Origin of the sequence: Achromobacter deleyi (assembly GCF_902859705.1) — a bacterium.
In the GTDB taxonomy this organism is placed as follows: Bacteria; Pseudomonadota; Gammaproteobacteria; order Burkholderiales; family Burkholderiaceae_B; genus Achromobacter; species Achromobacter deleyi.
In genome coordinates this window covers 458855-483373 of record NZ_CADIJO010000002.1, presented here as the reverse complement: position 1 = coordinate 483373, position 24519 = coordinate 458855, and the positions used below count along the sequence as shown (strand labels likewise).

Genomic DNA, 24519 nt, shown 5'->3' with positions numbered 1-24519 from the left:
CACGCATTGGAGCAATGCAATGGCTTTGCAAGTACGCAAGATCGTCAGTTATGTCGAGAAGACCTGCATCGAAGGCGGCAAAGCCGCCGAACGCCCGCTGATCATGATCGTGGCCGCTGCCGTCATCCGCAATCCCTGGGCGGGCCTGCCCTTCCAGGAAGACCTGCGCCCGCAGATCCTTGAACACGCGCCGCCGCTGGGTGAACTGCTGGTGCAGGAAATCCTGCGCCAGGCGGGCTCGGCGGACCAGATCGAGGCCTACGGCAAGGCCGCGGTGGTCGGCACGTCGGGCGAGATCGAACACGCCTCCGCGCTGATCCACACGCTGCGTTTTGGCAATGCCTACCGCGACGCCGTGGGCGGCACCAGCTACCTCAGCTTCACCAACACGCGCGGCGGCCCCGGCTGCGTGATTTCGGTGCCCTTGATGCACAAGCAGGATGAAGGCCTGCGGTCGCACTACCTGACCGTGCAGACCACCATCGGCGACGCGCCCGCGCCGGATGAGATCGTCATCGCCCTGGGTGCGGCCACGTCGGGCAGGCCGCACCATCGCATCGGCAACCGCTATTCCGATCTGCAGGAACTGGCGCAGGCGTCGCAATCGCAATGAGCGCGCCCCGCCGCCGTTCCGGCCACGGCACGCCGCTGGTGCTGCTGCATGGGGTCGGGCTGGATCACACGCTCTGGGATGACCTGGCGCCGTTGCTGCAAGCCGAGTTCGACGTGCTGCGCTACGACCTGCTGGGCCATGGCGCGGCGCCCGGCATTGCCGGCCCCGCGGACATCCAGGATTTCGTCGCGCAGCTCGATGCCGAGCTGGACCAGGCAGGCTGGGCCAGCGCCTGCGTGCTGGGGTATTCCATGGGCGGCCTGATCGCCGGCGCCTATGCCGCGGCGCGGCCCCATCGCGTCACGCGGCTGGTGCTGCTCAGCACGGTGTTCCAGCGCACGCCGGACGAAAGCCAGGCGGTGATGGCGCGCCTGGCGGCCGCCGCCACGCAGGATACACAGGCGGCCGCGGCGGTGTCGTTGCAGCGCTGGTTCACGCCGGCCTATCAGGCGGCACGCCCTGACCGGGTGGCCGCCATCGGGCAACGCCTGATCCGCAACGACCGCGCCGACTTCCTGGCGGCGTATCGCCTGTTCGCGCACGGTGACCCGATCCTGGCGCACGCGGCGCCCGACATCGCCTGCCCCGTGCTGGTGATGACCGGCGAAGAAGATGTGGGGTCCACCCCGCGCATGACGCGCAGCCTGGCGCGGGCGCTGCCCGATGCCCGGGCGCGCGTCGTCGACGGCCAGCGGCATATGCTTCCGGTGGAAGCGCCCGCCGTGGTGGCCTCGGCCCTGCACGCCTTTTTATTGCAGAACAACGCTGAATCGCCCGCCTGACAGAGGCGATCGGCATCCCCGGAATCGGGTCGATGGAGACAAACCATGCATCGCAGAACCCTTCTGAAGCACCTGGCCCTGGGCGCAGCCGCGTCCTGCGCCATGACGCTGAACCGCTACGCCATCGCCCGGGAAGCGCCGCTGCGCGTCATCGTGCCGTTTCCGCCGGGCGGCGGCACCGACGTGCTGGGCCGCGTCATCGCCGCCACGCTGGAAGGCGCGCTGGACCGTTCGGTGGTCGTGGAAAACAAGCCGGGCGCCAGCGGCATGCTTGGCGCGGACTACACCGCCAACGGCGCGAAGGACGGCAGCGTGCTGCTGTTCGCCGGCCTGGTGCCATCCGTGCGCTATTACACGCGCCCGCCCGAAGATGTGCTCAAGCAGTTGGCGCCCGTCTGCCCGATCGCGCGCTCACCCTACATGGTGGCGGTCAATAGCGGCCTGCCCGCCAAGACGCTGGCCGAGCTGGTTGCCCAGGCCAGGCGCGAGCCCAAGAGCCTGACCTTCGGTTCGCCCGGCAACGCCACGCCCCAGCACCTGGCCACCGAGCTGCTGCAAGCAGCCTGCGGCATCGACATGCTGCACGTGCCCTACCGAGGCACGGGCCCCATGATGACCGACCTGCTGGGCGGCCAGATCCAGATGGTGGTGGCCACCGTGGCCGCCGTCGAGCCTTACTTGAAAAGCGGACGGCTGCGCGTGCTGGCGGTGACCAGCCGCGAGCGCCTGGCGAAGTATCCCGACATTCCCACGGTTGCGGAAAGCGGCTATGCCGGTTTCGAGGCGCAGATCCAGTTCGGCACGTATTGCGCAGCGGGCACGCCCGATGCGCTGATCGCCACGTTGAACCAGGGCATCAATACTGCGCTGCGCACCGAAGCGGTGGGCGCCAAGCTGGCCGAACAGGGCTTTCAACCGACGGGCGGCACGCCGGCGCAGTTGCAACAGGCTCTGTTGACCGAAATTCGCGACGTCGCCGCGCTGGTGCAGGCGGGCAAGGTGCGGGTGGATCTGTAGGGGCCGGCCTCAACCGCGGCTGAACGCCAGCGCAAACTCGTCCGAGAAGATATCGGCCAGCGAATGCCGGAGCGCCGCTGCGCGCTCGGCGCCGTAAGCGGCTTCGAAGCGCTGCTGCGCGTCTTTCCACAAGCGCTTGGATTCAGACAGCTTGGCGCGGCCCGCGTCGGTCAGCGCGACCCGGCGGCTGCGGCCATCGCGTTCGTCGCGCGCCATGCTGACATAGCCATCGCGTTCAAGCGGCTTGAGGTTGTGCGCCAGCGCCGAGCGGTCCAGCACCATGGCGCGCGCCAGGTCGGTCATGGACGGCGTGCCGGCGCGCGCGATGTGCACCAGGATCGAATGCTGCGAGACCTTCAGGCCGCAAGGAGCCAGCACGGTGTCGTATAACTGCGAGACGCGGCGGGTGGCCTTGCGCAGGGCGGCGCCGTTGCAGATCAGCGGGTCCTGGGGAATGGCGGAAACGGAAGGGTCGGCGTCGGACATGGCGGATTCGGACGGCTGGTTGAGCGGGAATGACGGCATTGGAAGCGGCGGGAACCCCGGCGGCAATGCGCAGGGACCTGAGCGAGTGGCGGGTGGCAACCGCGCCACGCGGGTCCGGTCCATTACGCTACTTCCGCGCCGGGTTGGAGTCTAGCCCATTCTTGACAGATATTGGCATATGCACGTAAATTTTCCGGACTCTCCCCTTACGGCTGTCCCGTCCCCATGTCCGCCATCCCCGCCGCGCCCACGCCTCGCCCCGCCAATGCGCGCCTGCAGGCGATGCTGCATGCCCCCATCGCCCCCACGCTGGCCCGGCTGGCCTGGCCCAACATCCTGATGATGCTGGCCCAATCGGCCACCGGCTTGATCGAAACCTGGTTCCTCGCGCGGCTGGGCACGCCGGTACTGGCCGGGGTGGCGCTGGTGGTGCCGGTGCTGATGCTGATGCAGAACATGTCGCAGGGCGCGATGGGCGGCGGCATTTCCGCGGCGGTGGCGCGCACCCTGGGCGCGGGCCGCCAGCAAGAGGCCGACCAGTTGGTACTGCACGCGGTGGTGCTGAATGCGGCGCTGGGCGTAGTGTTCTGCGTGCTGCTGCTGGCGTTCGGCCCGCAGCTGTATCGCGCGCTGGGCGCCGAAGGCGCCGCGCTGGAGGCGGCGCTGGCGTATTCCAACGTGATCTTCGGCGGCATCGTGCTGATGTGGCTGATGAACGCCTTTGCCAGCGTCATCCGCGGCACCGGCAACATGCTGGTGCCGGGCGCGGTGATCTGCGGCGGCGCGCTGCTGCTGGTGCCGCTGTCGCCCTGCCTGATCTTCGGCTGGGGCCCATTTCCCGCGCTGGGCGTGGCGGGCGGCGGCTGGGCGCTGGTGACCTACTACGCAGTGGGCACGCTGGTGCTGGGCGGCTATTGCCTGAGCGGCCGCAACGCCGCGCGCCTGACGCGCAGCCGGCTGCACCTGACCTTGCTGCGCAGCATATTGAGCGTGGGCGCGCTGGCCACGCTGAACCCGTTGCTCACCAACGGCCTGGTGGCGCTGACCGCCGCGCTGATCGGGGCTTACGCCGGCACGGCGGCCGTGGCCGGCTACGGCATCGCGGTGCGGCTGGAATACCTGATGATTCCGCTGGCGTTCGGCCTGGGCGCGCCGATGGTCGCGATGGTGGGGTCCAACATCGGCGCAGGCCAGCCCGAACGCGCGCTGCGCATCGCGCTGACGGGCGGCGCGATGGCCTTCGTGCTGGCCGAGGCCATCGGCCTGGCGGCCGCATTTTTTCCCGAGGCCTGGCTGCGGCTGTTCGGCGCTCAGGACCACATGCTGGAAGCGGGTGCGGCCTACCTGCGCATCGTCGGGCCGCTGTATGGCTTTTTCGCGCTGGGCTTTTCGATGTACTTCGCCTCGCAGGGCGCGGGGCGCTTGAAGTGGCCGCTGCTGGCGGGATTCCTGCGGCTGCTGATCGGCGCGGGCCTGGGCGGCGCGGCCTTGCACTTCACCGGATCGCTGACGGTGTTCTTCGCCATCGCGGCGGCGGCCATGTGCCTGTATGGCCTGATCATCCTGGGCGCGGTCGCGTCAGGGTCGTGGTTCGAACCCGGGCATCTGCGCAAAGTGGGGCTGGCGGCGCGCTGAGCCAGGCGAGACTGGCGCTACGGCTTGGGCGCTAAGACTTGGGCGCTAAGACTTGGGTGCGTCGCGCAGCGCGTACGCCACCAGCTGTTGCGCATAGGCCGGCAATTCGCCGCGCACGCACAACACCAGGTCCCGCACGGCCCAGTCATCCACCAGCGCCACGCGCCGCACGCCGGCCGCGCGGCCATGCCGCACCGCCGCCACCCGCGGCATGATCGCTACGCCCACCCCCAGGCCCACCATCCGGCAGACCGCGCCGAAACTGCGCAGGCGCACCCGGTAAGACAGCACCTTGCCGCTGCGCCGCGCATGGTGCGCAATGTGTTCCTGCAAGGCGCTGCCCTGCACCAGACCCACGAATTCCTCGTCCGCCACCTCGGCCAAGGTCACGCTCTGGCGCCCGGCCAGCGGATGCCCGGCCGGCACCACCAGCGCCAGCGGGTCATGCCGAAAACGCAGCACCTGCAAGCCATGCAGGTCGGTAGAGTCGGCCAGGACGCCGATATCGCAGGTGCCGGCGCGCAAGGCGTCGGCGATTTCGTAGCTGAGGCGTTCTTCCAGGTCGACCGACACGCGCGGGTGGTCCTTGAGAAATTCACCCAATACCTGGGGCAGGTATTCGCTGAGCGCCGTGGTGTTGCACAGCACCCGCACGTGGCCCTTGAGCCCCTGGCCGTAGTGATCCAGTTCGCCGCGCATGCGGTCCATCTGCGCCAGCACCAGCCGCGCGTGGTGGGCCAGCGTGCGGCCGGCGGGCGTGGCCTGCACGCCGCGATGTTCACGCAGCAGCAGCGGTACGCCCAGCGTGTCTTCCATGCCGCGGATGCGTTCGCTGGCGGACGCCAGGGTCATGTGCGAACGCCGCGCGCCGGCCGTGATGGAGCCGGTCTCTTGCACGTTCAGGAACAGGCGTAGGTCGGTCAGGTCGAAGCGCATGGAAAAAGCGTAGCACGGCTGGCTCAGGCTGTTCCATAGGCCAGGTACGCAAGATCCCGATACGGCGTTGCCCCGGACCGGGCGCAGAATCTGCCCATTCATCATCGACGAAGGGAGATTTCCATGAAAACCCAGATCCTGCGACACCGGCGGGCCCTGTGGCCCCTGGCCTTGCTGACGGCTATGGCCCTGCATTCCTCAGGCCGGGCCGAAGCCCCGGCCGGGCTGTCCGCCTATGCGACCCCGGTGCAGAAATACGCGCTGGCGCTGGAGGCCCAGACCCAGGGCGACTACCCCGCCATGCTGACCTGGCTGCGCGCCGCCGCGCGCGACGGCCACGCGCCGGCCCAGCGCATGCTGGGCATTGCGCTGCTGGGCGGCCCCGCGCTGTACGGCGGCGCCCAGCCCACCGACCTGTGCGAAGGCCGCCAATGGCTGCTGCGCGCCGCCCGGCAAGGGCAGGACAACGCCGACGACGTGGCCTACGCGCTGTTCGGCCGTCCGCGCGACGCCTTGACCGCCCACTGCGAGGCCGCATGAGTCCGAACGACTGGATGGCCGGCGGCACGCCGGCGCTGCTGGCCGCGACGGTGGCCGTGTTTGTCCTGGCAGGCGTGGTGAAAGGCGTGGTGGGGCTGGGCCTGCCCACCATTTCGATGGCGCTGCTGGCGCTGGTGATGGCGCCCGCGCAGGCGGCGGCGCTGTTGATCGTGCCATCGCTGATCACCAACCTTTGGCAGGCGCGGCCCTGGCCGACCTTGATGCGGGTGCTGCGCCGCATTGCCGGCATGCAGGTGGGCGTCTGTGTCGGCACGATCGCCGGCGCGCTGTGGCTGGGCGCGCCTTCGGGCCACTGGGCCAGCGTGTGCCTGGGCCTTGCCCTGGTGGCCTACGCGGCCTGGGGGCTGTTCGGCACGCCGCCCGCGGTGCCGGCGCGCCACGAAGGCGCGCTGGGCGTGGCAGTGGGCGCCATCACCGGCGTCATCACGGCGGCCACCGGCGTATTCGTGATTCCCGCCGTGCCGTTCCTGCAGGCGCTGAACCTGGGCAAGGACGGCCTGATCCAGGCGATGGGCATTTCCTTCACGGTATCCACCGTGGCGCTGGCGGCGGGGCTGTGGCTGACGGGCAGCTACTCGCCGGCCGCGGCCGGCGCGTCGGTGCTGATGCTGCTGCCCGCGCTGGCCGGCATGGCCTTGGGGCAATGGCTGCGCGACCGTCTGTCGGCACGCACCTTCAAACTGTGCTTCATGGTGAGCCTGGCGATTCTGGGCGCCTACCAGGCGGCGCAGGGCCTGGCCGGGTAGGCGCCGCCGCGCATCAGGCCGCCAGGCGACGTTCGTCCACGCGCCGCTCGTCCGCCCGTCGTTCGTCCACGAAACCGATCGACACCGACATCTCGCGCCAGCGCGCCAGTTCTTGCTGCACCGACTGGATCTTGGCGCGCGCCTGGTCAAAGGCATCGCGGCCCAGGAACAGATGCAGGGGCGCGTACTGCGCGTCGGCCGCCTGGATCAAAACGCGCGCCGCCTTGGCGGGGTCGCCTGCGGGGCTGCTGGTGCCGGGATACACCACCGACACGCGCACGCCATGCGGCGCGGCTTCGGCAGCCAGGGCCTCGCTCATGCCGCTGACCGCGAACTTGGTGGCGCTATAAGCGCCCCACCCCGCGTAGCCGCCATCGAACCCCAGGATCGACGACACATTGAACACGTGGCCCGCGCGCTGCGCCCGCAAACGCGGCATCACCGCGCGCACCACGTTCAGCACGCCGAACACGTTGATATCGAAGTTGTCGCGCAGCTCGCCGTCCGACAACGTTTCCAGCGGCCCCGCCAGACTGTAGGCGGCGTTGTTGACCACCACGTCGATGCGGCCGAAACCTGCAATGGCGGCGTCGACCGCACGGCGTACGCTGCGTTCGTCAGCCAGGTCCACGGCCAGCGGCAGGAAGCGGCCTTCCAGCTTGGCGTCCACCGCGTCGAGCAAGGCGTCGACGTCCCGCGACGTGGCCGCCACCTTGTGGCCCTGGTCGAGCAGCATCCTGACCAACGCCAGGCCCAGGCCGCTGGACGCGCCTGTCACAAACCAGATTTTTTCGGTGCTCATGCGATCTCCCTCTACTTGCGGCGGCCGGCAACACGCCGGCAACCCGCTCGCGCCCATCGATTCACGCGGAACCCATCGACCCCAAGCGTGAGAGGGATATTAAGAATCGCGCGGTGCAGCGTACAGGCTCGTTCTTGCGTGAAACCTGCCTATTTCTACAGGCTTGCCGAAACGCCCATCACAACGGTCCCGCGCCATCACGTCCCGGCGCAGCGGCTGGGCGCCGCCGCAGCCGAGCCGTCGTGCCGGTCAGCCCAGCGCGCTGCGATAGTGTTCACTGTCGAAACGCGGCGCGGACTGGGCGGGCGGTGCGTCAGAAACCGCAACGGGCGCAGGCGCAGCCGCGGCGTCGACGCCAAAGAGGGAAAGTTCAGCGGTGACCAATGCAAGCAGGAAATTTGCCATGATGACTCCTTTGATTCACATGCCCGGACCGGCGGCGGCTGCGTCGGTCTTATATAAGACATAGGGGTCCATCTTGCTGATGGCCACGCCGCGCGTCCATTTGCTTGTGTCAATCGCGGCGATTGAGACAACTTAAGGCCGCGGAATCGCAGGGTCGAATTCTGCGGGGCAAACCCGGCAGGCAAGGATCGGCTGCCGGACTCAGCGCGTGAAGCGCCGCCGCTGCCCCGTCTGGCGCACCGCCGCGACCAGCGCCTGCACCGCCGGTTCGGCCGAGCGCAGGAAAGCATAGAAGCGGGCATTGGGCAGCGCCGGCATGCCGTCCTCGCGGTCCAGGGCGCGCAACCCCTGGCGCAACTGGCTGCGCGCCACCGGGGCCACGGCAAAGCCGGCCTGCGCGGCCGCCAGGCAGCCCGCCATGCTGGCGCTTTCGAAGGCGAGTAGCCACGCGCGGCGCGCGGCGCCCAGCGCGCCGATGGCCGCCTCGCGATACACGCAAGGTTCCGGAAACACCGCCAGCGGCACCTGCGGCCCCGGCTTCCAGGGCTTGTCTTCGGCCCAGGCCCAGACCAGCTCTTCTTCCCACAGCAGTTCGCCATCGTCCTGCATCCGGGCGCATTGCTTGCCGAACACCACGTCGAGCTTGCCGCGCGCCTGCTGGCGCAGCAGGTCTGCCGTGACGCCGACCTTCAGTTCGATCGATGCCTCGGGGTGGGCGCGGTGAAACGCCTGCAGCACCTCGGCCAGCCAGGCGCCGGCAAAATCTTCCGACGAGCCGATGCGCAGCCGCCCTTTCAGGCGCACGCCGCTCAGGCGGGCGCGCGCCTCGCGTTCCAGGTCGACGATGTTGCGCGCATAGGCGTACAGCGTTTCGCCGGCCGCGGTGAGCTCGAAGCTGCGGGTCGTGCGTTCGAGCAGTACGGAGCCGGCCACCATTTCCAGGCGCTTGATATGGCCGCTGACCGCCGAGGGCGTCAGGGCCAGCACGTCGGCGGCCAGCGCAAAGCCGCCGTTGTCCACGACTTCCAGGAAAGTGCGCAGCAGCGTCAGGTCGAGCACGGCGCCGGTCGGTTCGGCCAAGGTATCCATGAGGGGGGTTCCGCAATACATGATTTGTTGATAATAAAGCCGGATTATTCATCAATCATGACCATGCACGCCGCTATCGTGACCCTTCCCGCTACTGCAAGGACGCAATGCCATGGCCCCCTACACCACGATCCGCACCCCGCGACTGGACATCGCCTACCTGGAATGGAACCCTGCCGGTGCACGGACCGCCGTGCTGCTGCATGGCTGGCCGGACAGCCCCGAAAGCTGGCACACGGTGGCGCAGCGCCTGGCGGCTGAAGGCTACCGAGTGCTGTGCCCGGCGCTGCGCGGCTTCGGCGCCACGCGCTTTCTGGACCCGGCCACGCCGCGCAGCGGCGAACTGGCGGCGCTGGGCCGCGACCTGCTGGATTTCATCGCGGCGCTGGGGCTGGCCCGGCCGCTGCTGGTGGGCCACGACTGGGGCGCACGCGCCGCTTCCAACGCCTGCGGCCTGCAACCGGACGTGGCCGCGCAGCTGGTGTTGCTGTCGATCGGGTACGGCACCAACGATCCGTCGCAGACGCTGGCGCTGGAGCAAGCCCGCAATTATTGGTATCACTGGTTCATGGCCACGCCGCGTGGCGCGGATACCGTGCGCGACGATGCGCAAGCCTTCACGCGCTACATGTGGGATACCTGGTCACCCGCCGGCTGGTACACGGAAGCGGAGTTCGCACAGGCCGCGCACGCCTTCGACAACCCCGACTGGGCCGCCGTGGTGCTGCATTCCTATCGCCATCGCTGGGGCTTCGTGGCCGGCGACCCCGCGTATGCCGACGACAACGCCCGGCTGACGCCCGCGCCGCAACTGGCGGTGCCGACCCTGGTGCTGCACGGCGGCGCCGACACCTGCAACCTGCCGGCCACGTCCGAAGGCCGGGCCCACTATTTCACCGGCGGCTTCGAACGCCGGGTGCTGGACGGCGTGGGGCATTTCCCGCAGCGCGAAGCGCCGCAGGCCGTGGCCGACGCCATCCTGAAGTTCTGCGCGACCTGGCCCGCGGCCCGCTGAATCCGCCCGTCAAGACGGCCGGCAGCCACCCCTGCCCGGCAGGAAAGCGGCGAATGACGGATAATCCCGGATGTTTCCCGCCGCAACGTCGGCGGTTTTTTCTCGGGCGCCTCTGCCCGACAGCATTCGGAGTCAGCTATGTATCGCGGCATTGAGGCGATTGAACACTTCATGGAATCGGTCGGCCTGACCTGGCGCCCCGGCAGCACCGAAGGCGCCGATCTGCGCGTCAGCTACCGCATCGGCAACACCCGGCCGCTGAACATCGACTGCACGCTGGTGGAATTCCACTGCGACGCCAAGCGCCCCAAGGTCTGGGTGCCCGAGTTCTCGCGCACCAGCTTTCACCAGTGGTTCGAAGTGCCCTTCCAGGAATTCGAATACACGCCCGGCGGCTCGATGCTGAAGATCAAGGCCGCCGCCCGCGGCAACGCCCCGCCCTACAGCGTGGGCATCAAGCCGCTGGCCTGATCGCCGCCGCATTGGGCAGCCGGGACCGCCAGCCGCCGCGGCGCATGCGCTACCCCTGACCTGACTACACCGCCTTGTACATGATCGTCGTGCCGTCCACCTTGGACGGATCACGCGCATCGCGGCTGAATCCCGGTATCACCCCCACCGCCACATAGCCCAGCGAGCCGTACAGCGGCTCGGCGCTGTCGCCCGTGCGGGTGTCCAGCGTGATCAGGCTGCGGCCCTGTTCCACCGCCAGCTTTTCCGCGTCCTGCATCAGGCGTCGCGCAATGCCGCGCCGCCGGAAGTCCGGGTGCACCAGCAGCTTGCGGATTTCGGCGCGGTGCGGCTGGTTGGGCGGCGTATCGCAATCGAGCTGCACCGAACCGGCCACGCGGCCATCCTGCACGGCCACCAGCAGCGAGGCCTTGCCCGCCGCCACCGACGGCAGCACCTTGTCGCGCCAGAAGGCCTGCGCGTCTTCCTGCGTATAGGGCAACACGAAACTGACGCTGGCGCCGTCCTCCACGCAGGCCTGCAGCAGCGCGGCCAGGCCGGGCAGAAGATCGCGGGCCTGGTCCGCAGAGGGGCGAAGATATTCAAGCGTGGCAAGGGACATGACGGGGTCTCAGACAATGAAAAGCAGGTAACGGGCGCCGCAATGCGGCGGGGTATCGAAAGCGCTGGCGCCTTGCAGCTGATAGCGCAGGCAGTCGCCCGGCGCCAACGTGTAGGCCTGGCCATCGACGGTCAGGGACAGCTCGCCTTCCAGCATCACCAGGTGGTGTTCCATGCCGGCGCGCGGCGCCTGGTCGTAGCGGATGTGGGCATCGGCGGCCAGCTCGCAGGCCAGCACTTCGCCGGCCAGCTTCTGCGACGGCGGCGATACCGACCGGCGCGTGAAGCCCGTGCTGTCGTCGACCCACAGCGCCTGCGCGGCGGCGGGCACCAGCGGCGCGAAATCGTCTTCGACCATGCGCATCAGCCGCGACATGGTCAGGCCATAGGCGCCGCACAGCTTGCCCAGCACGTTGGCGGTGGGGCTGACTTCGGCGTTTTCCAGGCGCGACAGCGTGGCGCGGCTGACGCCGGCGCGGCCGGCCAGTTCGTCCAGCGACCAGCCGCGCGCCAGGCGCAACGCCTTCAGCCGGCCGGCCAGGCGCTGGTCCAGGTCAGGGTCTTGGGTCGGCGTGCCCGATATCGATGAATTTTCCATATATGGGAATTTCTCCCAAATACGGAAAACCGTCAAGCCCTGTCTTTGCCTGACCCGACCGCCTTGTCGACAATTCGGCACAATACGGCGTATGCATACCGCCCGATTCGTCTCCCTGACTGTCCTGTGCCTTGGCTTCCTGACGGGCTGCAGCCTGCCGCCCCTGGACCATCGCAATGCCTCGCAGGCGCTCACTCCGGAAGCCTCCCGCGATACGCCGCTGGGCCGCGCCATCGCGCCGCTGGCTGCCGAGCACCCGGGCAAATCGGGTATCCACCCGCTGGCCGACGCCTATGACGCCTTCGCCGCGCGCATGATGCTGGCGCGCGCCGCCCAGCGCAGCCTGGACGTGCAGTACTACATCTGGCATGGCGACATGACCGGCACCATGCTGCTCGAAGCCCTGCACGAGGCCGCCGACCGCGGCGTGCGCGTACGCCTGCTGCTGGACGACAACGGCACCGCCGGGCTGGACGCGGTGCTGGCGGCGCTGGATGCACATCCGAATATCGAGGTGCGCCTGTACAACCCGTTCGTGGTGCGCTGGCCCAAGTTCGTCGGCTACCTGACCGACTTCCGGCGCCTGAACCGGCGCATGCACAACAAGTCGTTCACCGCCGACAACCAGGCCACCATCGTCGGCGGCCGCAACATCGGCGACGAATACTTCGGCGCGGCCAACGGCGTGCTGTTCACCGACCTGGACGTGCTGGCCATCGGCGCGGCTGTGAACGACGTGTCGACCGACTTCGACCGCTACTGGGCCAGCGAATCGGCCTACCCGGTCGATCGCCTGCTCAAGCCCGCCGCCCCCGATGCGCTGGCCGAACTGGAACGCTCGGCCAGCACCGTCGAAAAATCGCCCGAGGCCGCCGCCTACGCCGAGGCGATGCGCAAGCTGCCGTTCATCCAGCAACTGCTGCGCGGCGAATTGGCGCTGGAATGGGCCGATACCCGCATGGTCAGCGACGACCCGCGCAAGACGCTGGGCACCGCGCCGCCCGAAGCCATGCTGCCGCACCAGCTGCACGAGATCGTCGGCACGCCCAAGGTGGACGTGGAACTGGTGTCGCCCTATTTCGTGCCCACGGCCAGCGGCACCGAGGCCTTCGTGAAACTGGCGCAAAGCGGCGTGAAGGTGCGCGTGCTGACCAATGCGCTGGAAGCCACCGACGTGGCCGTGGTGCATTCCGGCTATGCGTCGCGCCGCCGCGACCTGTTGGCCGGCGGTGTCGAGCTGTTCGAAATGAAGCGCCAGGCGGGCGCCGAGCGCAACAAGAGCCTGGGGCCATTCGGCAGTTCAGGGTCGAGCCTGCACGCCAAGACCTTTGCGGTGGACGGGCATAGCGTGTTCGTCGGGTCGTTCAATTTCGACCCGCGTTCGGCGCGGCTGAACACCGAACTGGGCTTTGTGATAGACAGCCCCACGCTGGCGCGCCGCATCGCCGAGGCCTTCGACAACGAGGTTCCGCTCACCGCCTACCGGGTGTGCCTGGACGACAAGGGCGCGCTCTACTGGCTGGAGCAGCGCGATGGCAAGACGATCCGCCACGACACCGAACCCGGCACCACGGCGTGGAAGCGCTTTTCGGTGTGGTTCGTGTCGCTGCTGCCGATCGAATCGTTGCTGTAGGCCGACGTCTCGAAGGCAACTTACGGAGTGCAGCGCCTGTCGCCGCGGCGTAGACTGAACCGCATCCCGTATCTGCTGTAGCGCCCTTTGCTGTAACCCCCATGAGCAAGCTCGACACCCTGGACTGGACCCGCATCACCGCCGACCTGGACGCGCACGGCCATGCCGTGGCGGCCAGCCTGTTGACGCCCGCACAGTGCCAGGCGCTGGCCGCCGCCTACGTCGACGACGAGCGCTACCGCAGCCGCATCGTCATGAGCCGCCATGGCTTTGGCCGGGGCGAATACAAATACTTCGCCTACCCCTTGCCAAAGCTGCTGCACAATCTGCGCACCGCCCTGTATCCGCGCCTGGCGCCCATCGCCAACCGCTGGAACAAGCAGATGGGCATTGCCGTGCAGTACCCGGACGACCACGCCGCGTTCCTGGCGCGCTGCCACCAGGCCGGCCAGCGCCGGCCCACGCCGCTGATCCTGCAGTACGGCCCGGGCGACTACAACTGCCTGCACCAGGACCTGTATGGCGAACACGTGTTTCCGCTGCAGGTCGCCGTGCTGCTGTCGCAACCGGACGCAGACTTCACCGGCGGAGAATTCGTCATGACCGAGACCGACAGCCACGGCCAGCGCGCCGAAGTGCTGCCGCTGCAACAGGGCGATGCGCTGGTCTTCACCGTCAACCAGCGCCCAGTGGCCGGCGCGCGCGGCTGGCGCCGCGTGGCCATGCGCCATGGCGTCAGCGCCTTGCGCGAAGGGCGTCGCCATACGCTGGGCGTGATCTTCCATGATGCGACCTGACATGGGCCCTACCCTGGATCTGTTCGGCGACGACGACACCGCGCAATCGGGCCGTGAAATGCTGGGCGAGCAATCGGTGGTGCTGCGCGGCTATGCCCTGCCCGACGCGGCAGCGCTGCTGGCCGGCGTGGACGCCGTGACGCAACAGGCGCCGTTTCGCAACATGGTCACCCCGGGCGGCTACACCATGTCGGTGGCGCTGACCAACTGCGGCCGCTATGGCTGGACGACCGATGCGCACGGCTATCGCTATAGCCGCAACGATCCGTTGTCGGGCCAGCCCTGGCCCGACATGCCCGCCGCCTTCGACGACCTGGCGCGGCGCGCCGCCGCCGAAGCCGGCTTTCCCGGCTTTGCGCCGGATGCCTGCCTGGTCAACCGCTACGAACCCGGCTCGCGCCTGTCGCTGCACCAGGACAAGGACGAGCGCGACTATGGCTGGCCGATCGTCTCGGTCTCGCTGGGCATGCCGGCGGTGTTCCTGTTCGGCGGCCACGAACGCGCCGACAAGAGCCAGCGCGTGCCGCTGTTGCATGGCGACGTGGTGGTCTGGGGCGGCGTGGACCGGCTGCGCTTTCATGGCGTGATGCCGTTGAAAGATCATCCGCATCCGCTGCTGGGCAGCCGGCGGATCAACTTCACGATCCGCCGTGCCGGCTGAGGACTGACACGGCGTGGTGCCCGGCCGGGTCCTCAAACCGGCATCCACCGTCCTGTCAGGCCGCGCGCAGCGCCACTTTCGGAAAGTCCACCGGCACGTCGAACGCCACGTTGACGTAGTTGGTGAACAGGTTCAGCGCCACGTGCGCCAACAGCTCGACGATCTGGCCGTCGTCGAAACCGGCCTGGCGCAACGCGGCGATGTCGGCGTCGCGCAACTGGCCGCGGTCGCGCACCAGCTTCAACGCGAAATCCAGCGCCGCGGCGGTCTGCGGGTCGTCGGCGCGGCCGGCCTGCGCGGCAGCCATCTGGTCGGCGCTGGCGCCGGCCTTCTTGCCCAACGCCGTATGCGCGGCCAGGCAATACTCGCAGCGATTGCTGTCGGCCACGGCCACGGCGACCTTCTCGCCCAGTTGCGCGGGCAGCACGCCGCTGCCCAGGGCGCCGAACGCGGCCCACATGCTTTGCAGGGCGGCGGGCGAGTTGGCCACCGCGCGGAACATGTTGGGCGTAGCGCCGAACGCGCCATGGATCTGGCGCAGGATGTCGCGGCTGGCAGCCGGGGCAGAGGTGGCATCGACAAGCGGAATGCGGGACATGAGGGGTTCCTTGGGGTTGAAGGGCCAGGCCGGAATGGCTGCTGGCTGGAACCCAGTATTCCGCTTTCCGCAGTAGTATTGGATACCTTTCGTCCACTAAACATATCTATTCGTCCATGCCCGCGCCCCCCGCCCCCGTCGACCGCCTGTCCGCCCTGCTGGAGCAGTTCCGCGCCCGCGCCCGACTGTTCCACAGCGGCCCGATGTGCGGGCTGACCCGCTTTGCTCCCGAGACCGGCCGCGGTTTCCTGCACGTATTGCGGTGCGGCCAGATGGAAGTGCGGCACCCGGCAGGCGCGGGCCTGCCGCGGCGGCTGGCGCTGACCGAACCGACGCTGCTGTTCTACCCGCGCCCGGTGCGGCATGATTTCCACAACCCGCCGCAAGACGGTTCCGACTTCACCTGTGCCACGCTGGATTTCGACGGCGGCGCACGCAATCCGCTGGTCCGCGCGCTGCCGGCGCTGATCGCGCTGCCGCTGGCCCGCGTGCACGGGCTGGAACAGGCGCTGGCGCTGCTGTTCGCCGAAACCGAATCCGTGCGCTGCGGCCAGCGCCTGCTGGCCGACAGGCTGTTTGAAGTGGTGCTGATCCAACTGCTGCGCTGGCTGATCGACCATCCCGCCGAAGCCGGCATCCAGGCCGGATTGATGACAGGCCTGGCCGACCCCAGGCTGGCCCGCGCCCTGGTCGCCATGCACCAGACGCCTGGCGCGCCCTGGAGTCTGGCCGACCTGGCCGGCCACGCCGGCATGTCGCGCAGCGCCTTCGCCGCGGCGTTCAAGGACGCCGTGGGGCAGCCGCCGGCCGACTACCTGGCCGACTGGCGCCTGGCGCTGGCTCAGTCGCGGCTGCGCGACGGCCGCCCGGTCAAGGCGATTGCTGCGGAACTGGGGTATGCCAATGCCTCGGCCCTGTCGCGGGCCTTCAGCCGCAAGCTGGGCGCCTCGCCGCGTGCGTGGCTGGATTCAGTAGTTCCCGAGTGAGGGTTCGCCAGGGCTGGCGGCGGCGATGCCGGGGGCCTACTATCTGCGCTTTCCTTTCTTGCGGCCCGTCATGCGCCTACCCATCGCCCTGGCATTGCTCTGTACGCTGGCCACCGTGCCGGCCTGGTCGGCCGAACCGCCTGCCCTGGTCGAAAACTCGCTGGGCATGACCTTCGTGCATGTGCCCGCCGGCACATTCCAGATGGGCAGCGACGAAACGCCCGAGGCCCTGGCGCGCGACTTCCCGCAGTACCCGAAAGAACGCTTCGCCCAGCTGTTCGACGAAGCCCCGGTGCACACGGTGCGCATCACCCGCCCGTTCTACCTTGAACGCACCGAGGTCACCGTGGGCCAGTTCCGCCGCTTCATCGAGGCGTCCGGCTATGTGCCCGAATCCGAGGCCGACGGCACCGGCGGCTACGGCTACAACGCCGCCTACGACCCCGACAAGACCGAACGCGGCGACGCCTTCGAAGGGCGCGATACTCGCTATTCGTGGCGTAACCCCGGCTTTGCCCAGACGGATGACCACCCCGTGGTCAACGTCAGCTGGAACGACGCCACCGCCCTGGCCCGCTGGCTCAGCCAGCAGGAAGGCCGCGTCTACCGCCTGCCCACCGAAGCCGAATGGGAATACGCCGCGCGGGCCGGCGGCCGTACCCGCTATCAGCACGGCGACGATCCCGCCGGCCTGCCCGGCGTAGCCAATACCTTCGACGCGGACGCGGCGCCGCTGTGGCCCAAGTGGCAGGCCTTTGCGGCGCCGCGCAGCGACGGCCACACCTTCACCGCGCCGGTCGCCACCTACGCCCCCAACGCCTTCGGCCTGTACGACATGCACGGCAATGCCTGGGAATGGGTGGCCGACTGGTACGGCGAAGACTATTACGCCCAATCTCCCCAAGACGACCCCCAAGGCCCGGCCAGCGGCAATGTGCGGGTGCGCCGCGGCGGCTCGTGGCACACCTGGGCGCTGTACGTGCGGTCGGCCTACCGCAACTGGAATACCGCCGAAACACGCTATCCGCTGGTGGGTTTTCGCCTGTTGCGCGAAGCCGACTGATGCCCGCACAGCGATCACGCCGGGGGCCGTGACAACAGCCCCTGCCGTATAGCGGTTAGCATAGCCGCACATACCACTACAAAGAGAGTCCTGACATGCACTCGCTGGGCCGTCTCGTCCTGCTCGTCAACGATTACGACACCGCCATTTCTTTCTACCAGGACAAGCTGGGCATGGAGGTGTTCGTCGACATGGCCGTGGGCCAGCAACGCTTCGTGCACCTGCGGCTGCCCGAACAGCCCTCGGTGGGCGTGTGGCTGTTGCAGGCCCAGACCCAGGCGCAACGCGACCGCGTGGGCGACCAGACCGGCGGCCAGCCGGTGGGCGTGTTCTACACCGACGACGTGGTGCGCGACCACGCCCGCTTCGCTGCCCGGGGCGTGCGGTTCACGCGCGAACCGGTGCACGACAATTTCGCCGTGTATGCGCACTTCATCGACCTGTACGGCAACGAGTTCGTGCTGGTGCAATTGAAGAAGTAGGGCAGCAGGCCAACCCCTTCAGGCCTTGTCGCGTTCGACCAGGCCTTTTTCGTTTTCGATCACGCGCTTGGCGCCCTTGCCGGCAATGCGCGCCTCGACCCGCCGCAACACGGCCAGCACGAACAACGCCATCAAGGTGCTGGCCACGGCGGTGGCCTCGCGGCCCATGCCCGCGGCCACGCCGATGGCCGCCGTCATCCAGATGCTGGCCGACGTGGTCAGGCCGCGGATCTCGCGTTCATTGCTGAGCTTGATGATGGCGCCCGCGCCCAGAAAGCCGATGCCGGCGATGACGCCCTGCAGCACCCGGCTCAGGTCGCCCACCTGCATGCCGTTCTGCAGCGGCACCAGCACGAAGATCGCCGCGCCCAGCGCCACCAGCATGTGGGTGCGCAGGCCGGCCGCCTTGCCGCTGCGCTCGCGCTCGTAGCCCAGCAGACCGCCCAGGATGACCGCCATGCCCAGGCGCAGCACGATGCGCGTGGCTTCGCCGACATCCGGGATATCGGCGAATTCGCTGCGCAAGGTGGTCCAGACTTCCAACCAGATTTCCGACATCGCCGTCTCCGGGCAAGGGGGGTGAACGCTGAATGACGCAGCAAAGGGCATCGCCGTGCCAGCCGGAACCAGCATAGCAGCCGTACGGGCCTGGCCCTACAGGCTCGCCCCCAAGGCCGCGTCCCCCCGTAACTGCTCCCAATGCAGTCCATGCTTGGCCAGGTACTTGCGCAGGCGGTCCGCATCGTTGACCACGCTGCGTTCGGTGCGGGACGCCTGGAACAGCTTGCGGCCGGCGTCCGACAGGTTGCGGGCCTGGGCGCAGACCTGCAGCACGGCTTGCAGTTGCAGCTGGTCAAACAGATCCATGGCGTCCAGGCGCGCATCGCCCAGCAACGCACGCAGGTCCGGCGCAGCCGGCGTGGCCGCCGTGTCCTGCCCGTCGCGCTGCCACAGCCAGCGCAGTCGGGAAATCTCGGCTTCTACCAATTCCAGGCTGATGCGTCCGCCTTCGGCCAGCGTGGCCAGCCGTGCGATGCTGGACGACAGGTCACGGAAGTTGCCGCGCCAGGGGGCATCCGCGCTTTGCGCGAAGGCCAGGTAGGCCTGGCGGGCCTCGACGTTGAAACGCGCGGCCCGGTGGTGCTCGGTGGCGTAGGCCGCCAGCAGGTGGTCGATGTTGGGTTCGATGTCTTCGGCCCGCGCGGCCAGGCCGGGCAGGTCGTAGGTCCACATATTGATGCGGGCGTACAGGTCTTCGCGAAAACGCCCCGCCGCGACCTCGCGCCGCAGGTCGCGGTTGGTGCCGGCGATCAGCTGGAAGTCGCTTTCGACCTCGCGGTCGGCCCCCACGGGGTAGAAGCGCCGTTCTTCGATGGCCTTGAGCAGCATGGCCTGTTCGTCCACGCCCAACTCGCCGATTTCGTCCAGGAACAGCACGCCTTCGTGGGCGGTGCGCAGCAGGCCCGCGCGGTCGGCGGCCGCGCCGGTGTAGGCGCCCTTCTTGTGGCCGAACAAGGCTGCCGCGGCCGTGTCGCCCCGCAGCGTGGCGCAGTTGACCTCGACGAACGGCCCGGCGATATGGTGCCGGGCCTTTTTCAGTTCGAACATGCGGCGCGCCAGGAACGACTTGCCCGCGCCGGTGGGCCCGGCCAACAGAATGGGCGCGCGCGAGCGCAAGGCCACGCGCTCGATCTCTGTGATGAGCGCGTTGAACTTGGCGTTGCGCGTGGCGATGCCGCGCTTCAGGAAGTCGACCGCATCGCGCTGGTCGTCGGCAAAGCGCTGGGCGATCACGTCATAGCGCGACAGGTCCAGGTCGATCAGCGCCAGGTCGCCCGGCTGGCCCGGGCGCTGCCGCCGCGGCGGTGCCGTCTGCACCAGCACGCCGGGCAACACACGCGATTCCACCAGCAGAAACTGGCAGATCTGCGCCACGTGCGTGCCGGTGGTGATGTGGGCCCAGTATTCTTCGCGCTCGACGTCAAACGGATAGGCCCGCGCCCACTGGTACAGGCAGTGGTAGACCTCGCCGAAGTCCCAGGGGTCGGCCAGTTCGACTGCGATCAGGTTGACGACGGTTTCCGGCGACACGGCCGCGATGTCGGCCTGGATCAGCTCGGCCAGCCGGCGGTGGCGGGCCGTGTAGAGCAGTTCCATGCGGGCGATGACGCGGTCTTCGTGTTGGGTCAGCGCGACGGTGGGACGCCATTTTTCCCAACGGGCCGGCCCCGTCCCGGAATCGAGCTGCGTGCCGATGAACCCCACGACCACGATTGGTTTCATTTTCTATATTTCTAGCTATATTTATAAGTTATCAGGATTCTAGACATACACCCCGCCGCAGGCAACCCTGCCGCGACACACACTAATCCCTTTCACATCAAAGGCTTGCAACATTCATGCAGGCTATTTTCAAAAGCTGGCACGGTGATTGCATAGATAGAAGCAGGCGGCGCGCAAGGCCCGCCGCCCCTCACTATGCAATGGAGAAGAACATGACGTACAAGCTGCACCAAGGCGCCCAGGGCGTTCCCGTGAAAATGTGGACCGAGGGCGTGCCGGTCGAGGCCGAAGCCCTCCAGCAGCTGGAAAACGCCGCCCGCCTGCCCATCATCTACAAGCACATCGCGGCCATGCCGGACGTGCACTACGGCATCGGCGCCACGGTGGGTTCGGTGATTCCGACCATCAAGGCCGTGATCCCGGCCGCCGTGGGCGTGGACATCGGCTGCGGCATGATGGCGTGCAAGACCACGCTGCACGCCAACGACCTGCCGGACAACCTGGGCCCGCTGCGCGCGGCCATCGAGAAGGCCGTGCCGCACGGCATCTCGCCGCGCCGCGGCGGCCGCGACCACGGGTCGTGGGAAACGCCGCCCGATGAAACCGATATCGCCTGGCGCGCCCTGTCGCCCGAATTCGAAGCGCTGTGCCAGGACTACCCGCGCCTGCGCAACACCAACAACTACAAGCACCTGGGCACGCTGGGTACCGGCAACCACTTCATCGAAGTGTGCCTGGATGAAGCGGGGTCGGTGTGGTTCATGCTGCACTCGGGGTCGCGCGGCGTCGGCAACGCCATCGGCACGATGTTCATCGAGCTGGCCAAGAAAGACGCCGAACAGCACCAGCGCAACCTGCCCGACCAGGACCTGGCGTACTTCGAGGAAGGCTCGAAATACTTCGGCGACTATGTGCGTGCGGTGGGCTGGGCGCAGAAGTTCGCGCGCGCCAACCGTGAAGTGATGATGCATCGCCTGGTGGGCGCGGTGCGCTCGGTGATCAGCAAGCCGTTCGAGGCGCACATGGAAGCGGTGAACTGCCACCACAACTATGTCAGCCGCGAAACCCACTTCGGCGAAGAGGTGCTGCTGACCCGCAAGGGCGCGGTGAGCGCCAAAGCGGGCGAGCTGGGCATCATTCCGGGCAGCATGGGCGCCAAGAGCTACATCGTGCGCGGCAAGGGCAACCCGGAAAGCTTCATGAGCTGCAGCCACGGCGCCGGCCGCAAGATGAGCCGCACCAAGGCCAAGAAGCTGTACACGGTGGCCGACCAGGTGGCCGCGACCGAAGGCGTGGAATGCCGCAAAGACGCCAACGTGATCGACGAGATCCCGATGGCGTACAAGGACATCGACGCCGTGATGCAGGCGCAGCAGGACCTGGTGGAAGTGGTCTACACCCTGAAGCAGATCGTGTGCGTGAAGGGTTGAACAAGACGTTGAACAAGAAGAATGGCAATGATTGAACTGGATGGTTCCGAAGGAGAAGGCGGCGGGCAGGTGCTGCGCACCGCGCTCGCGCTTTCCATGATTACCGGCGTGCCGCTGCGCATCGAGCGCATCCGCGCCAAGCGTTCCAAGCCCGGCCTGATGCGCCAGCATCTGGCCTGCGTGCAGGCGGCGATGCAGATCAGCGGCGCCGAGTGCGAAGGCGCCGAACTCGGCTCGCAACAGCTGCGCTTTGCGCCAGGCCCGATACGCGCGGGCGATTACCGCTACGCGATCGCCAGCGCCGGCAGCTGCATGCTGGTCTTGCAGACCGTGCTGCCGGCGTTGCTGCGGGCCGACGGCCCCAGCCGCCTGGAACTGCAGGGCGGCACGCATAACCCGCTGGCGCCGTCGTTCGATTTCCTGGCGCGCGCCTATGCGCCGCTGGCGAGCAAGCTGGGCGCGGAGCTGGCGCTGGACCTGCGCCGCCGCGGCTTCTACCCGGCCGGTGGCGGCATGGTGATGGCCGAGATCACGCCTGCGGCAGGCGGCCTCGCGCCGGTGAATATCGCGCAGCGCGGCGCGGTGCAAAGCCTGTCCGCGGAATGCATCGTGGCGGGCCTGCCGCGCGCCATTGCGCGGCGCGAACTGGACGTGCTGGCCGAGCAGCTGGGCTGGACGCAAGACCAGCTGCTGGTCGCCGCCTCGCACCAGAACGAAGGCCCCGGCAATGCGCTGACCGCGACGCTGGCGCACACCGAGGTCACCGAGGTGTTCACTGCGTACGGCGCCAAGGGCGTCAACGCGGAAACGGTGGCCGGCACGCTGGCGCGCGAGGTCGGCGCGTATCTTGGCAGCGATGCGGCGCTGGGGCCGCACCTGGCCGACCAATGGCTGTTGCTGCTGGCGCTGGCGGTGTACGACAGCGGCAAACCGGCGCATTTCACCTGCACCGAGATCACGGGGCATACCAGCACGAATGCGTCGGTGATCGAACGCTTCTTGCCCGTGGTCATCCGCCATGCCGCACAGGCGGGCGGACATCGCGTCGATATTGTGCCGGCCTGAATGCCGGTGCAGACGTCGTCCTGAATGCCGGCAGGCCGTTGCATGGCATCGGCCACGGCTGTTCCGGCAAGGGCATCTGGTTTACAACAGCGCTGTACGACACCGGGTTGCCCGGGTCGATTTCCCAACGCGCCCCGGCATCTCGTCCGCGGACGCGACCGCTAGGAGCTTCGGATGGATTTGCAGCTGCAAGGCAAGCGCGTGCTGGTGACAGGCGCATCCAAGGGTATCGGCCTGGCCTGCGCCACGGCTTTTGCGCGCGAAGGCGCCGAGCCGATATTGGTCGCGCGCGACGGCGCGGCGCTGCAGGCTGCGGCCCAGGCGATCCAGGCGCAGACGGGCAAGGCGGTGCGCACGCTGGCGCTGGACCTGGCCCAGGCGGGCGCCGCCGCGCGGGTGCTCGATGAGGCCGGCGCCGTGGACATCCTGGTCAACAACGCCGGCGCGGTGCCGGGCGGCGCGCTGGACCAGGTGGCCGATGACCGCTGGCGCGCAGGCTGGGAACTGAAGGTGCACGGCTACATCGACCTGGCCCGCCACTACTACCCGCTGATGCGGCAGGCCGGCACGGGCGTCATCGCCAACGTCATCGGCATGGCCGGGTCGGCCCCGCGCGCCGACTACATCTGCGGCGCGGCCGCCAACGCCTCGCTGATCGCCTTCACGCGCGCCTTGGGCGGCGATGCGCCGCGCCACGGCGTGCGCGTGTTCGGCGTGAATCCGTCGCGCACCCGCACCGACCGCGTGCTGACGCTGGCCAAACAGCGGGCGCAAGCGCGTTGGGGAGATGAATCGCGCTGGGAAGAAACCTTGTCCGACCTGCCCTTCGGCCGCCTGATGGAAGCCGAGGAAGTGGCGGACATGGTGGTGTTCGGCGCATCGCCCCGGGCGGGGTATCTCAGCGGCACGGTCATCGACCTGGACGGCGGCGAGCAGTACGCCCGCTGAATCCGGCGGGCAGATCGAAGCGCCGCCGGCGGCCCGGGCCTTGCCCGATGGGCCTCCGGCCTCAGACCCGGCGCGTCAGCGCGCCGCGGCCCAGCCGGCCAAGAGGGCCGGCAATTGCTTCATGTCGGTGAACACATGCGCCACGCCCACGCTGCGCAGGGCCTCGGGGCTGCTGTGGCCGTTGGCGTCGGGGCTGTAGCCGAACACCGTCGCACCCGCCGCCACGCCGGCCGTGGCGCCGGTGACGGTGTCTTCGACCACGGCGCAGCGCGCCGGGTCCACGCCCAACGCGCTGGCGGCCGCCAAGTACACATCGGGAAACGGCTTGCTGCGCGGCATTTCATGGCCGCTGAAGACTCGCTCGCCAAAGCAGTCGGCGATGCCAACCTTGGCCAGTTGCAGTTCGACCTTGCGGCGGTCGGCCCCCGAGGCGACGGCGATGCGGCCATCCAGCGCCTGGTGCAGGGTCCGCACCGCATCCGGCGCGCCGGGAATTTCAAGCAGTTCGCGGTCCAGCGCGCCGTTGCGGCGTTCGCGGAACTGTGCGAACCAGTCGGGCGACAAGGCCACACCGGTCTTCGATTGAATCAGGGGCAGCTCGTCGCGCACCGCCTTGCCGGTGAAGATGCGGGTGGCCTCTTCGAACGTGATCGCCCAACCCAGCTCGTTGAGCATTTCGGTCAGGACGCGGGCGGTGATGGGTTCGGAATCGACCAGCACGCCGTCGCAGTCGAACAGCACGGCGTCAAAGGGAAAATCAGTCATTGCGGGCAGCAGGGGAAAGGGTCCGGGAAGCCCTAGAGCATACTGCACCGCA

Annotated in this window: 28 protein-coding genes; 17 read left to right on the top strand and 11 right to left on the bottom strand. The window is 68.5% G+C overall.

The genetic code is table 11. The features are described 5' to 3' along the window. The first annotated feature begins 19 nt into the window (after positions 1-19). The 3 genes from HV798_RS04680 to HV798_RS04670 are packed head-to-tail and all read left to right on the top strand — an operon-like array spanning position 20 to position 2412. The gene (locus HV798_RS04680; protein WP_025139279.1) at positions 20-613 is read left to right on the top strand and encodes an amino acid synthesis family protein; all 594 of its coding nucleotides are present in this window, start codon (positions 20-22) and stop codon (positions 611-613) included. Further along, positions 610-1395 carry an alpha/beta fold hydrolase gene (locus HV798_RS04675; protein ID WP_025139278.1) on the top strand — a complete coding sequence of 262 codons (786 nt, stop codon included), beginning with the start codon at positions 610-612 and terminating at the stop codon, positions 1393-1395. Before HV798_RS04680 ends, HV798_RS04675 begins: the two co-directional genes overlap by 4 nt. Before the next feature lie 45 nt (positions 1396-1440). Beyond that, on the top strand, positions 1441-2412 hold the full coding sequence (locus tag HV798_RS04670) for a Bug family tripartite tricarboxylate transporter substrate binding protein (RefSeq protein ID WP_175191161.1): 972 nt from the start codon (positions 1441-1443) through the stop codon (positions 2410-2412). Positions 2413-2421: 9 nt separating this feature from the next. Here HV798_RS04670 and HV798_RS04665 read toward each other — a convergent pair whose 3' ends face one another. Continuing rightward, positions 2422-2898, bottom strand: a complete 477-nt coding sequence (locus tag HV798_RS04665; protein WP_025139276.1) for a MarR family winged helix-turn-helix transcriptional regulator — start codon at positions 2896-2898, stop codon at positions 2422-2424. Between the two features lie 282 nt (positions 2899-3180). Here HV798_RS04665 and HV798_RS04660 point away from each other — a divergent pair, with 282 nt between their 5' ends. Beyond that, complete coding sequence (locus HV798_RS04660; RefSeq protein WP_175191478.1) at positions 3181-4533, top strand: MATE family efflux transporter; 1353 nt, start codon at positions 3181-3183, stop codon at positions 4531-4533. 45 nt (positions 4534-4578) lie between these two features. Here the strand turns inward: HV798_RS04660 and HV798_RS04655 are convergent, their stop codons facing one another. Continuing rightward, positions 4579-5469, bottom strand: a complete 891-nt coding sequence (locus HV798_RS04655) for a LysR family transcriptional regulator (RefSeq protein ID WP_175191162.1) — start codon at positions 5467-5469, stop codon at positions 4579-4581. A gap of 123 nt (positions 5470-5592) precedes the next feature. Here HV798_RS04655 and HV798_RS04650 point away from each other — a divergent pair, with 123 nt between their 5' ends. Together HV798_RS04650 and HV798_RS04645 are read left to right on the top strand one after the other, a co-directional pair. Further along, a complete protein-coding gene (locus HV798_RS04650) occupies positions 5593-6009 on the top strand; it encodes an SEL1-like repeat protein (RefSeq protein WP_425486116.1) in 417 nt (138 codons plus the stop codon). Further along, positions 6006-6776: a sulfite exporter TauE/SafE family protein gene (locus HV798_RS04645; protein ID WP_175191163.1), complete on the top strand. Its 771-nt coding sequence runs from the start codon at positions 6006-6008 to the stop codon at positions 6774-6776. Before HV798_RS04650 ends, HV798_RS04645 begins: the two co-directional genes overlap by 4 nt. A gap of 13 nt (positions 6777-6789) precedes the next feature. On the opposite strand, the gene HV798_RS04640 is transcribed toward HV798_RS04645, so the two are convergent. The 3 genes from HV798_RS04640 to HV798_RS04630 all read right to left on the bottom strand — a co-directional run bounded on the left by HV798_RS04640 (position 6790) and on the right by HV798_RS04630 (position 9072). Continuing rightward, the gene (locus HV798_RS04640) at positions 6790-7578 is read right to left on the bottom strand and encodes an SDR family oxidoreductase (protein WP_175191164.1); all 789 of its coding nucleotides are present in this window, start codon (positions 7576-7578) and stop codon (positions 6790-6792) included. Positions 7579-7827: 249 nt separating this feature from the next. Continuing rightward, positions 7828-7983 carry a hypothetical protein gene (locus HV798_RS04635; protein WP_175191165.1) on the bottom strand — a complete coding sequence of 52 codons (156 nt, stop codon included), beginning with the start codon at positions 7981-7983 and terminating at the stop codon, positions 7828-7830. A gap of 201 nt (positions 7984-8184) precedes the next feature. Next, complete coding sequence (locus HV798_RS04630) at positions 8185-9072, bottom strand: LysR family transcriptional regulator (RefSeq protein ID WP_175191166.1); 888 nt, start codon at positions 9070-9072, stop codon at positions 8185-8187. Between the two features lie 112 nt (positions 9073-9184). Here HV798_RS04630 and HV798_RS04625 point away from each other — a divergent pair, with 112 nt between their 5' ends. Together HV798_RS04625 and HV798_RS04620 are read left to right on the top strand one after the other, a co-directional pair. Next, positions 9185-10087: an alpha/beta fold hydrolase gene (locus tag HV798_RS04625; protein WP_175191167.1), complete on the top strand. Its 903-nt coding sequence runs from the start codon at positions 9185-9187 to the stop codon at positions 10085-10087. Between the two features lie 138 nt (positions 10088-10225). After that, positions 10226-10558 (top strand): hypothetical protein, encoded by a 333-nt coding sequence (locus tag HV798_RS04620; RefSeq protein WP_025139268.1) that lies wholly within the window; start codon positions 10226-10228, stop codon positions 10556-10558. Between the two features lie 64 nt (positions 10559-10622). Here HV798_RS04620 and HV798_RS04615 read toward each other — a convergent pair whose 3' ends face one another. Beyond that, entirely contained in the window at positions 10623-11159 is a 537-nt protein-coding gene (locus HV798_RS04615) for a GNAT family N-acetyltransferase (RefSeq protein ID WP_175191168.1), read from the bottom strand. Positions 11160-11168: 9 nt separating this feature from the next. Beyond that, complete coding sequence (locus tag HV798_RS04610) at positions 11169-11756, bottom strand: helix-turn-helix domain-containing protein (protein ID WP_175191169.1); 588 nt, start codon at positions 11754-11756, stop codon at positions 11169-11171. A 91-nt stretch (positions 11757-11847) separates the two neighbouring features. Here HV798_RS04610 and HV798_RS04605 point away from each other — a divergent pair, with 91 nt between their 5' ends. The 3 genes from HV798_RS04605 (at position 11848) to alkB (ending at position 14847) form a co-directional block, all read left to right on the top strand. Next, positions 11848-13389 carry a phospholipase D family protein gene (locus tag HV798_RS04605; RefSeq protein WP_175191170.1) on the top strand — a complete coding sequence of 514 codons (1542 nt, stop codon included), beginning with the start codon at positions 11848-11850 and terminating at the stop codon, positions 13387-13389. A gap of 101 nt (positions 13390-13490) precedes the next feature. Beyond that, on the top strand, positions 13491-14186 hold the full coding sequence (locus HV798_RS04600) for a 2OG-Fe(II) oxygenase (RefSeq protein WP_175191171.1): 696 nt from the start codon (positions 13491-13493) through the stop codon (positions 14184-14186). A gap of 1 nt (position 14187) precedes the next feature. Continuing rightward, positions 14188-14847, top strand: a complete 660-nt coding sequence (gene alkB / locus HV798_RS04595) for a DNA oxidative demethylase AlkB (protein ID WP_175191172.1) — start codon at positions 14188-14190, stop codon at positions 14845-14847. Positions 14848-14902: 55 nt separating this feature from the next. Here alkB and HV798_RS04590 read toward each other — a convergent pair whose 3' ends face one another. After that, positions 14903-15445: a carboxymuconolactone decarboxylase family protein gene (locus HV798_RS04590; protein ID WP_175191173.1), complete on the bottom strand. Its 543-nt coding sequence runs from the start codon at positions 15443-15445 to the stop codon at positions 14903-14905. A gap of 116 nt (positions 15446-15561) precedes the next feature. Here HV798_RS04590 and HV798_RS04585 point away from each other — a divergent pair, with 116 nt between their 5' ends. From HV798_RS04585 to HV798_RS04575, 3 genes are all read left to right on the top strand, one after another. Further along, positions 15562-16431 (top strand): AraC family transcriptional regulator, encoded by an 870-nt coding sequence (locus tag HV798_RS04585; RefSeq protein WP_175191174.1) that lies wholly within the window; start codon positions 15562-15564, stop codon positions 16429-16431. A 70-nt stretch (positions 16432-16501) separates the two neighbouring features. Next, the gene (locus tag HV798_RS04580; protein ID WP_175191175.1) at positions 16502-17494 is read left to right on the top strand and encodes a formylglycine-generating enzyme family protein; all 993 of its coding nucleotides are present in this window, start codon (positions 16502-16504) and stop codon (positions 17492-17494) included. A gap of 95 nt (positions 17495-17589) precedes the next feature. After that, the gene (locus HV798_RS04575; protein WP_025139259.1) at positions 17590-17976 is read left to right on the top strand and encodes a VOC family protein; all 387 of its coding nucleotides are present in this window, start codon (positions 17590-17592) and stop codon (positions 17974-17976) included. An 18-nt stretch (positions 17977-17994) separates the two neighbouring features. Here HV798_RS04575 and HV798_RS04570 read toward each other — a convergent pair whose 3' ends face one another. Then, positions 17995-18534: an MgtC/SapB family protein gene (locus HV798_RS04570; protein ID WP_025139258.1), complete on the bottom strand. Its 540-nt coding sequence runs from the start codon at positions 18532-18534 to the stop codon at positions 17995-17997. A 96-nt stretch (positions 18535-18630) separates the two neighbouring features. Further along, positions 18631-20259 (bottom strand): RNA repair transcriptional activator RtcR, encoded by a 1629-nt coding sequence (gene rtcR / locus HV798_RS04565; protein ID WP_175191176.1) that lies wholly within the window; start codon positions 20257-20259, stop codon positions 18631-18633. Positions 20260-20459: 200 nt separating this feature from the next. Here rtcR and HV798_RS04560 point away from each other — a divergent pair, with 200 nt between their 5' ends. From HV798_RS04560 to HV798_RS04550, 3 genes are all read left to right on the top strand, one after another. Beyond that, positions 20460-21689 carry an RtcB family protein gene (locus tag HV798_RS04560; protein WP_025139256.1) on the top strand — a complete coding sequence of 410 codons (1230 nt, stop codon included), beginning with the start codon at positions 20460-20462 and terminating at the stop codon, positions 21687-21689. Between the two features lie 27 nt (positions 21690-21716). After that, positions 21717-22754 carry an RNA 3'-terminal phosphate cyclase gene (gene rtcA / locus HV798_RS04555; protein ID WP_175191177.1) on the top strand — a complete coding sequence of 346 codons (1038 nt, stop codon included), beginning with the start codon at positions 21717-21719 and terminating at the stop codon, positions 22752-22754. Positions 22755-22928: 174 nt separating this feature from the next. Beyond that, the gene (locus tag HV798_RS04550; protein ID WP_025139254.1) at positions 22929-23702 is read left to right on the top strand and encodes a short-chain dehydrogenase/reductase; all 774 of its coding nucleotides are present in this window, start codon (positions 22929-22931) and stop codon (positions 23700-23702) included. Between the two features lie 75 nt (positions 23703-23777). On the opposite strand, the gene HV798_RS04545 is transcribed toward HV798_RS04550, so the two are convergent. Beyond that, positions 23778-24467, bottom strand: a complete 690-nt coding sequence (locus HV798_RS04545) for an HAD family hydrolase (protein ID WP_175191178.1) — start codon at positions 24465-24467, stop codon at positions 23778-23780. Positions 24468-24519 lie beyond the last annotated feature (52 nt).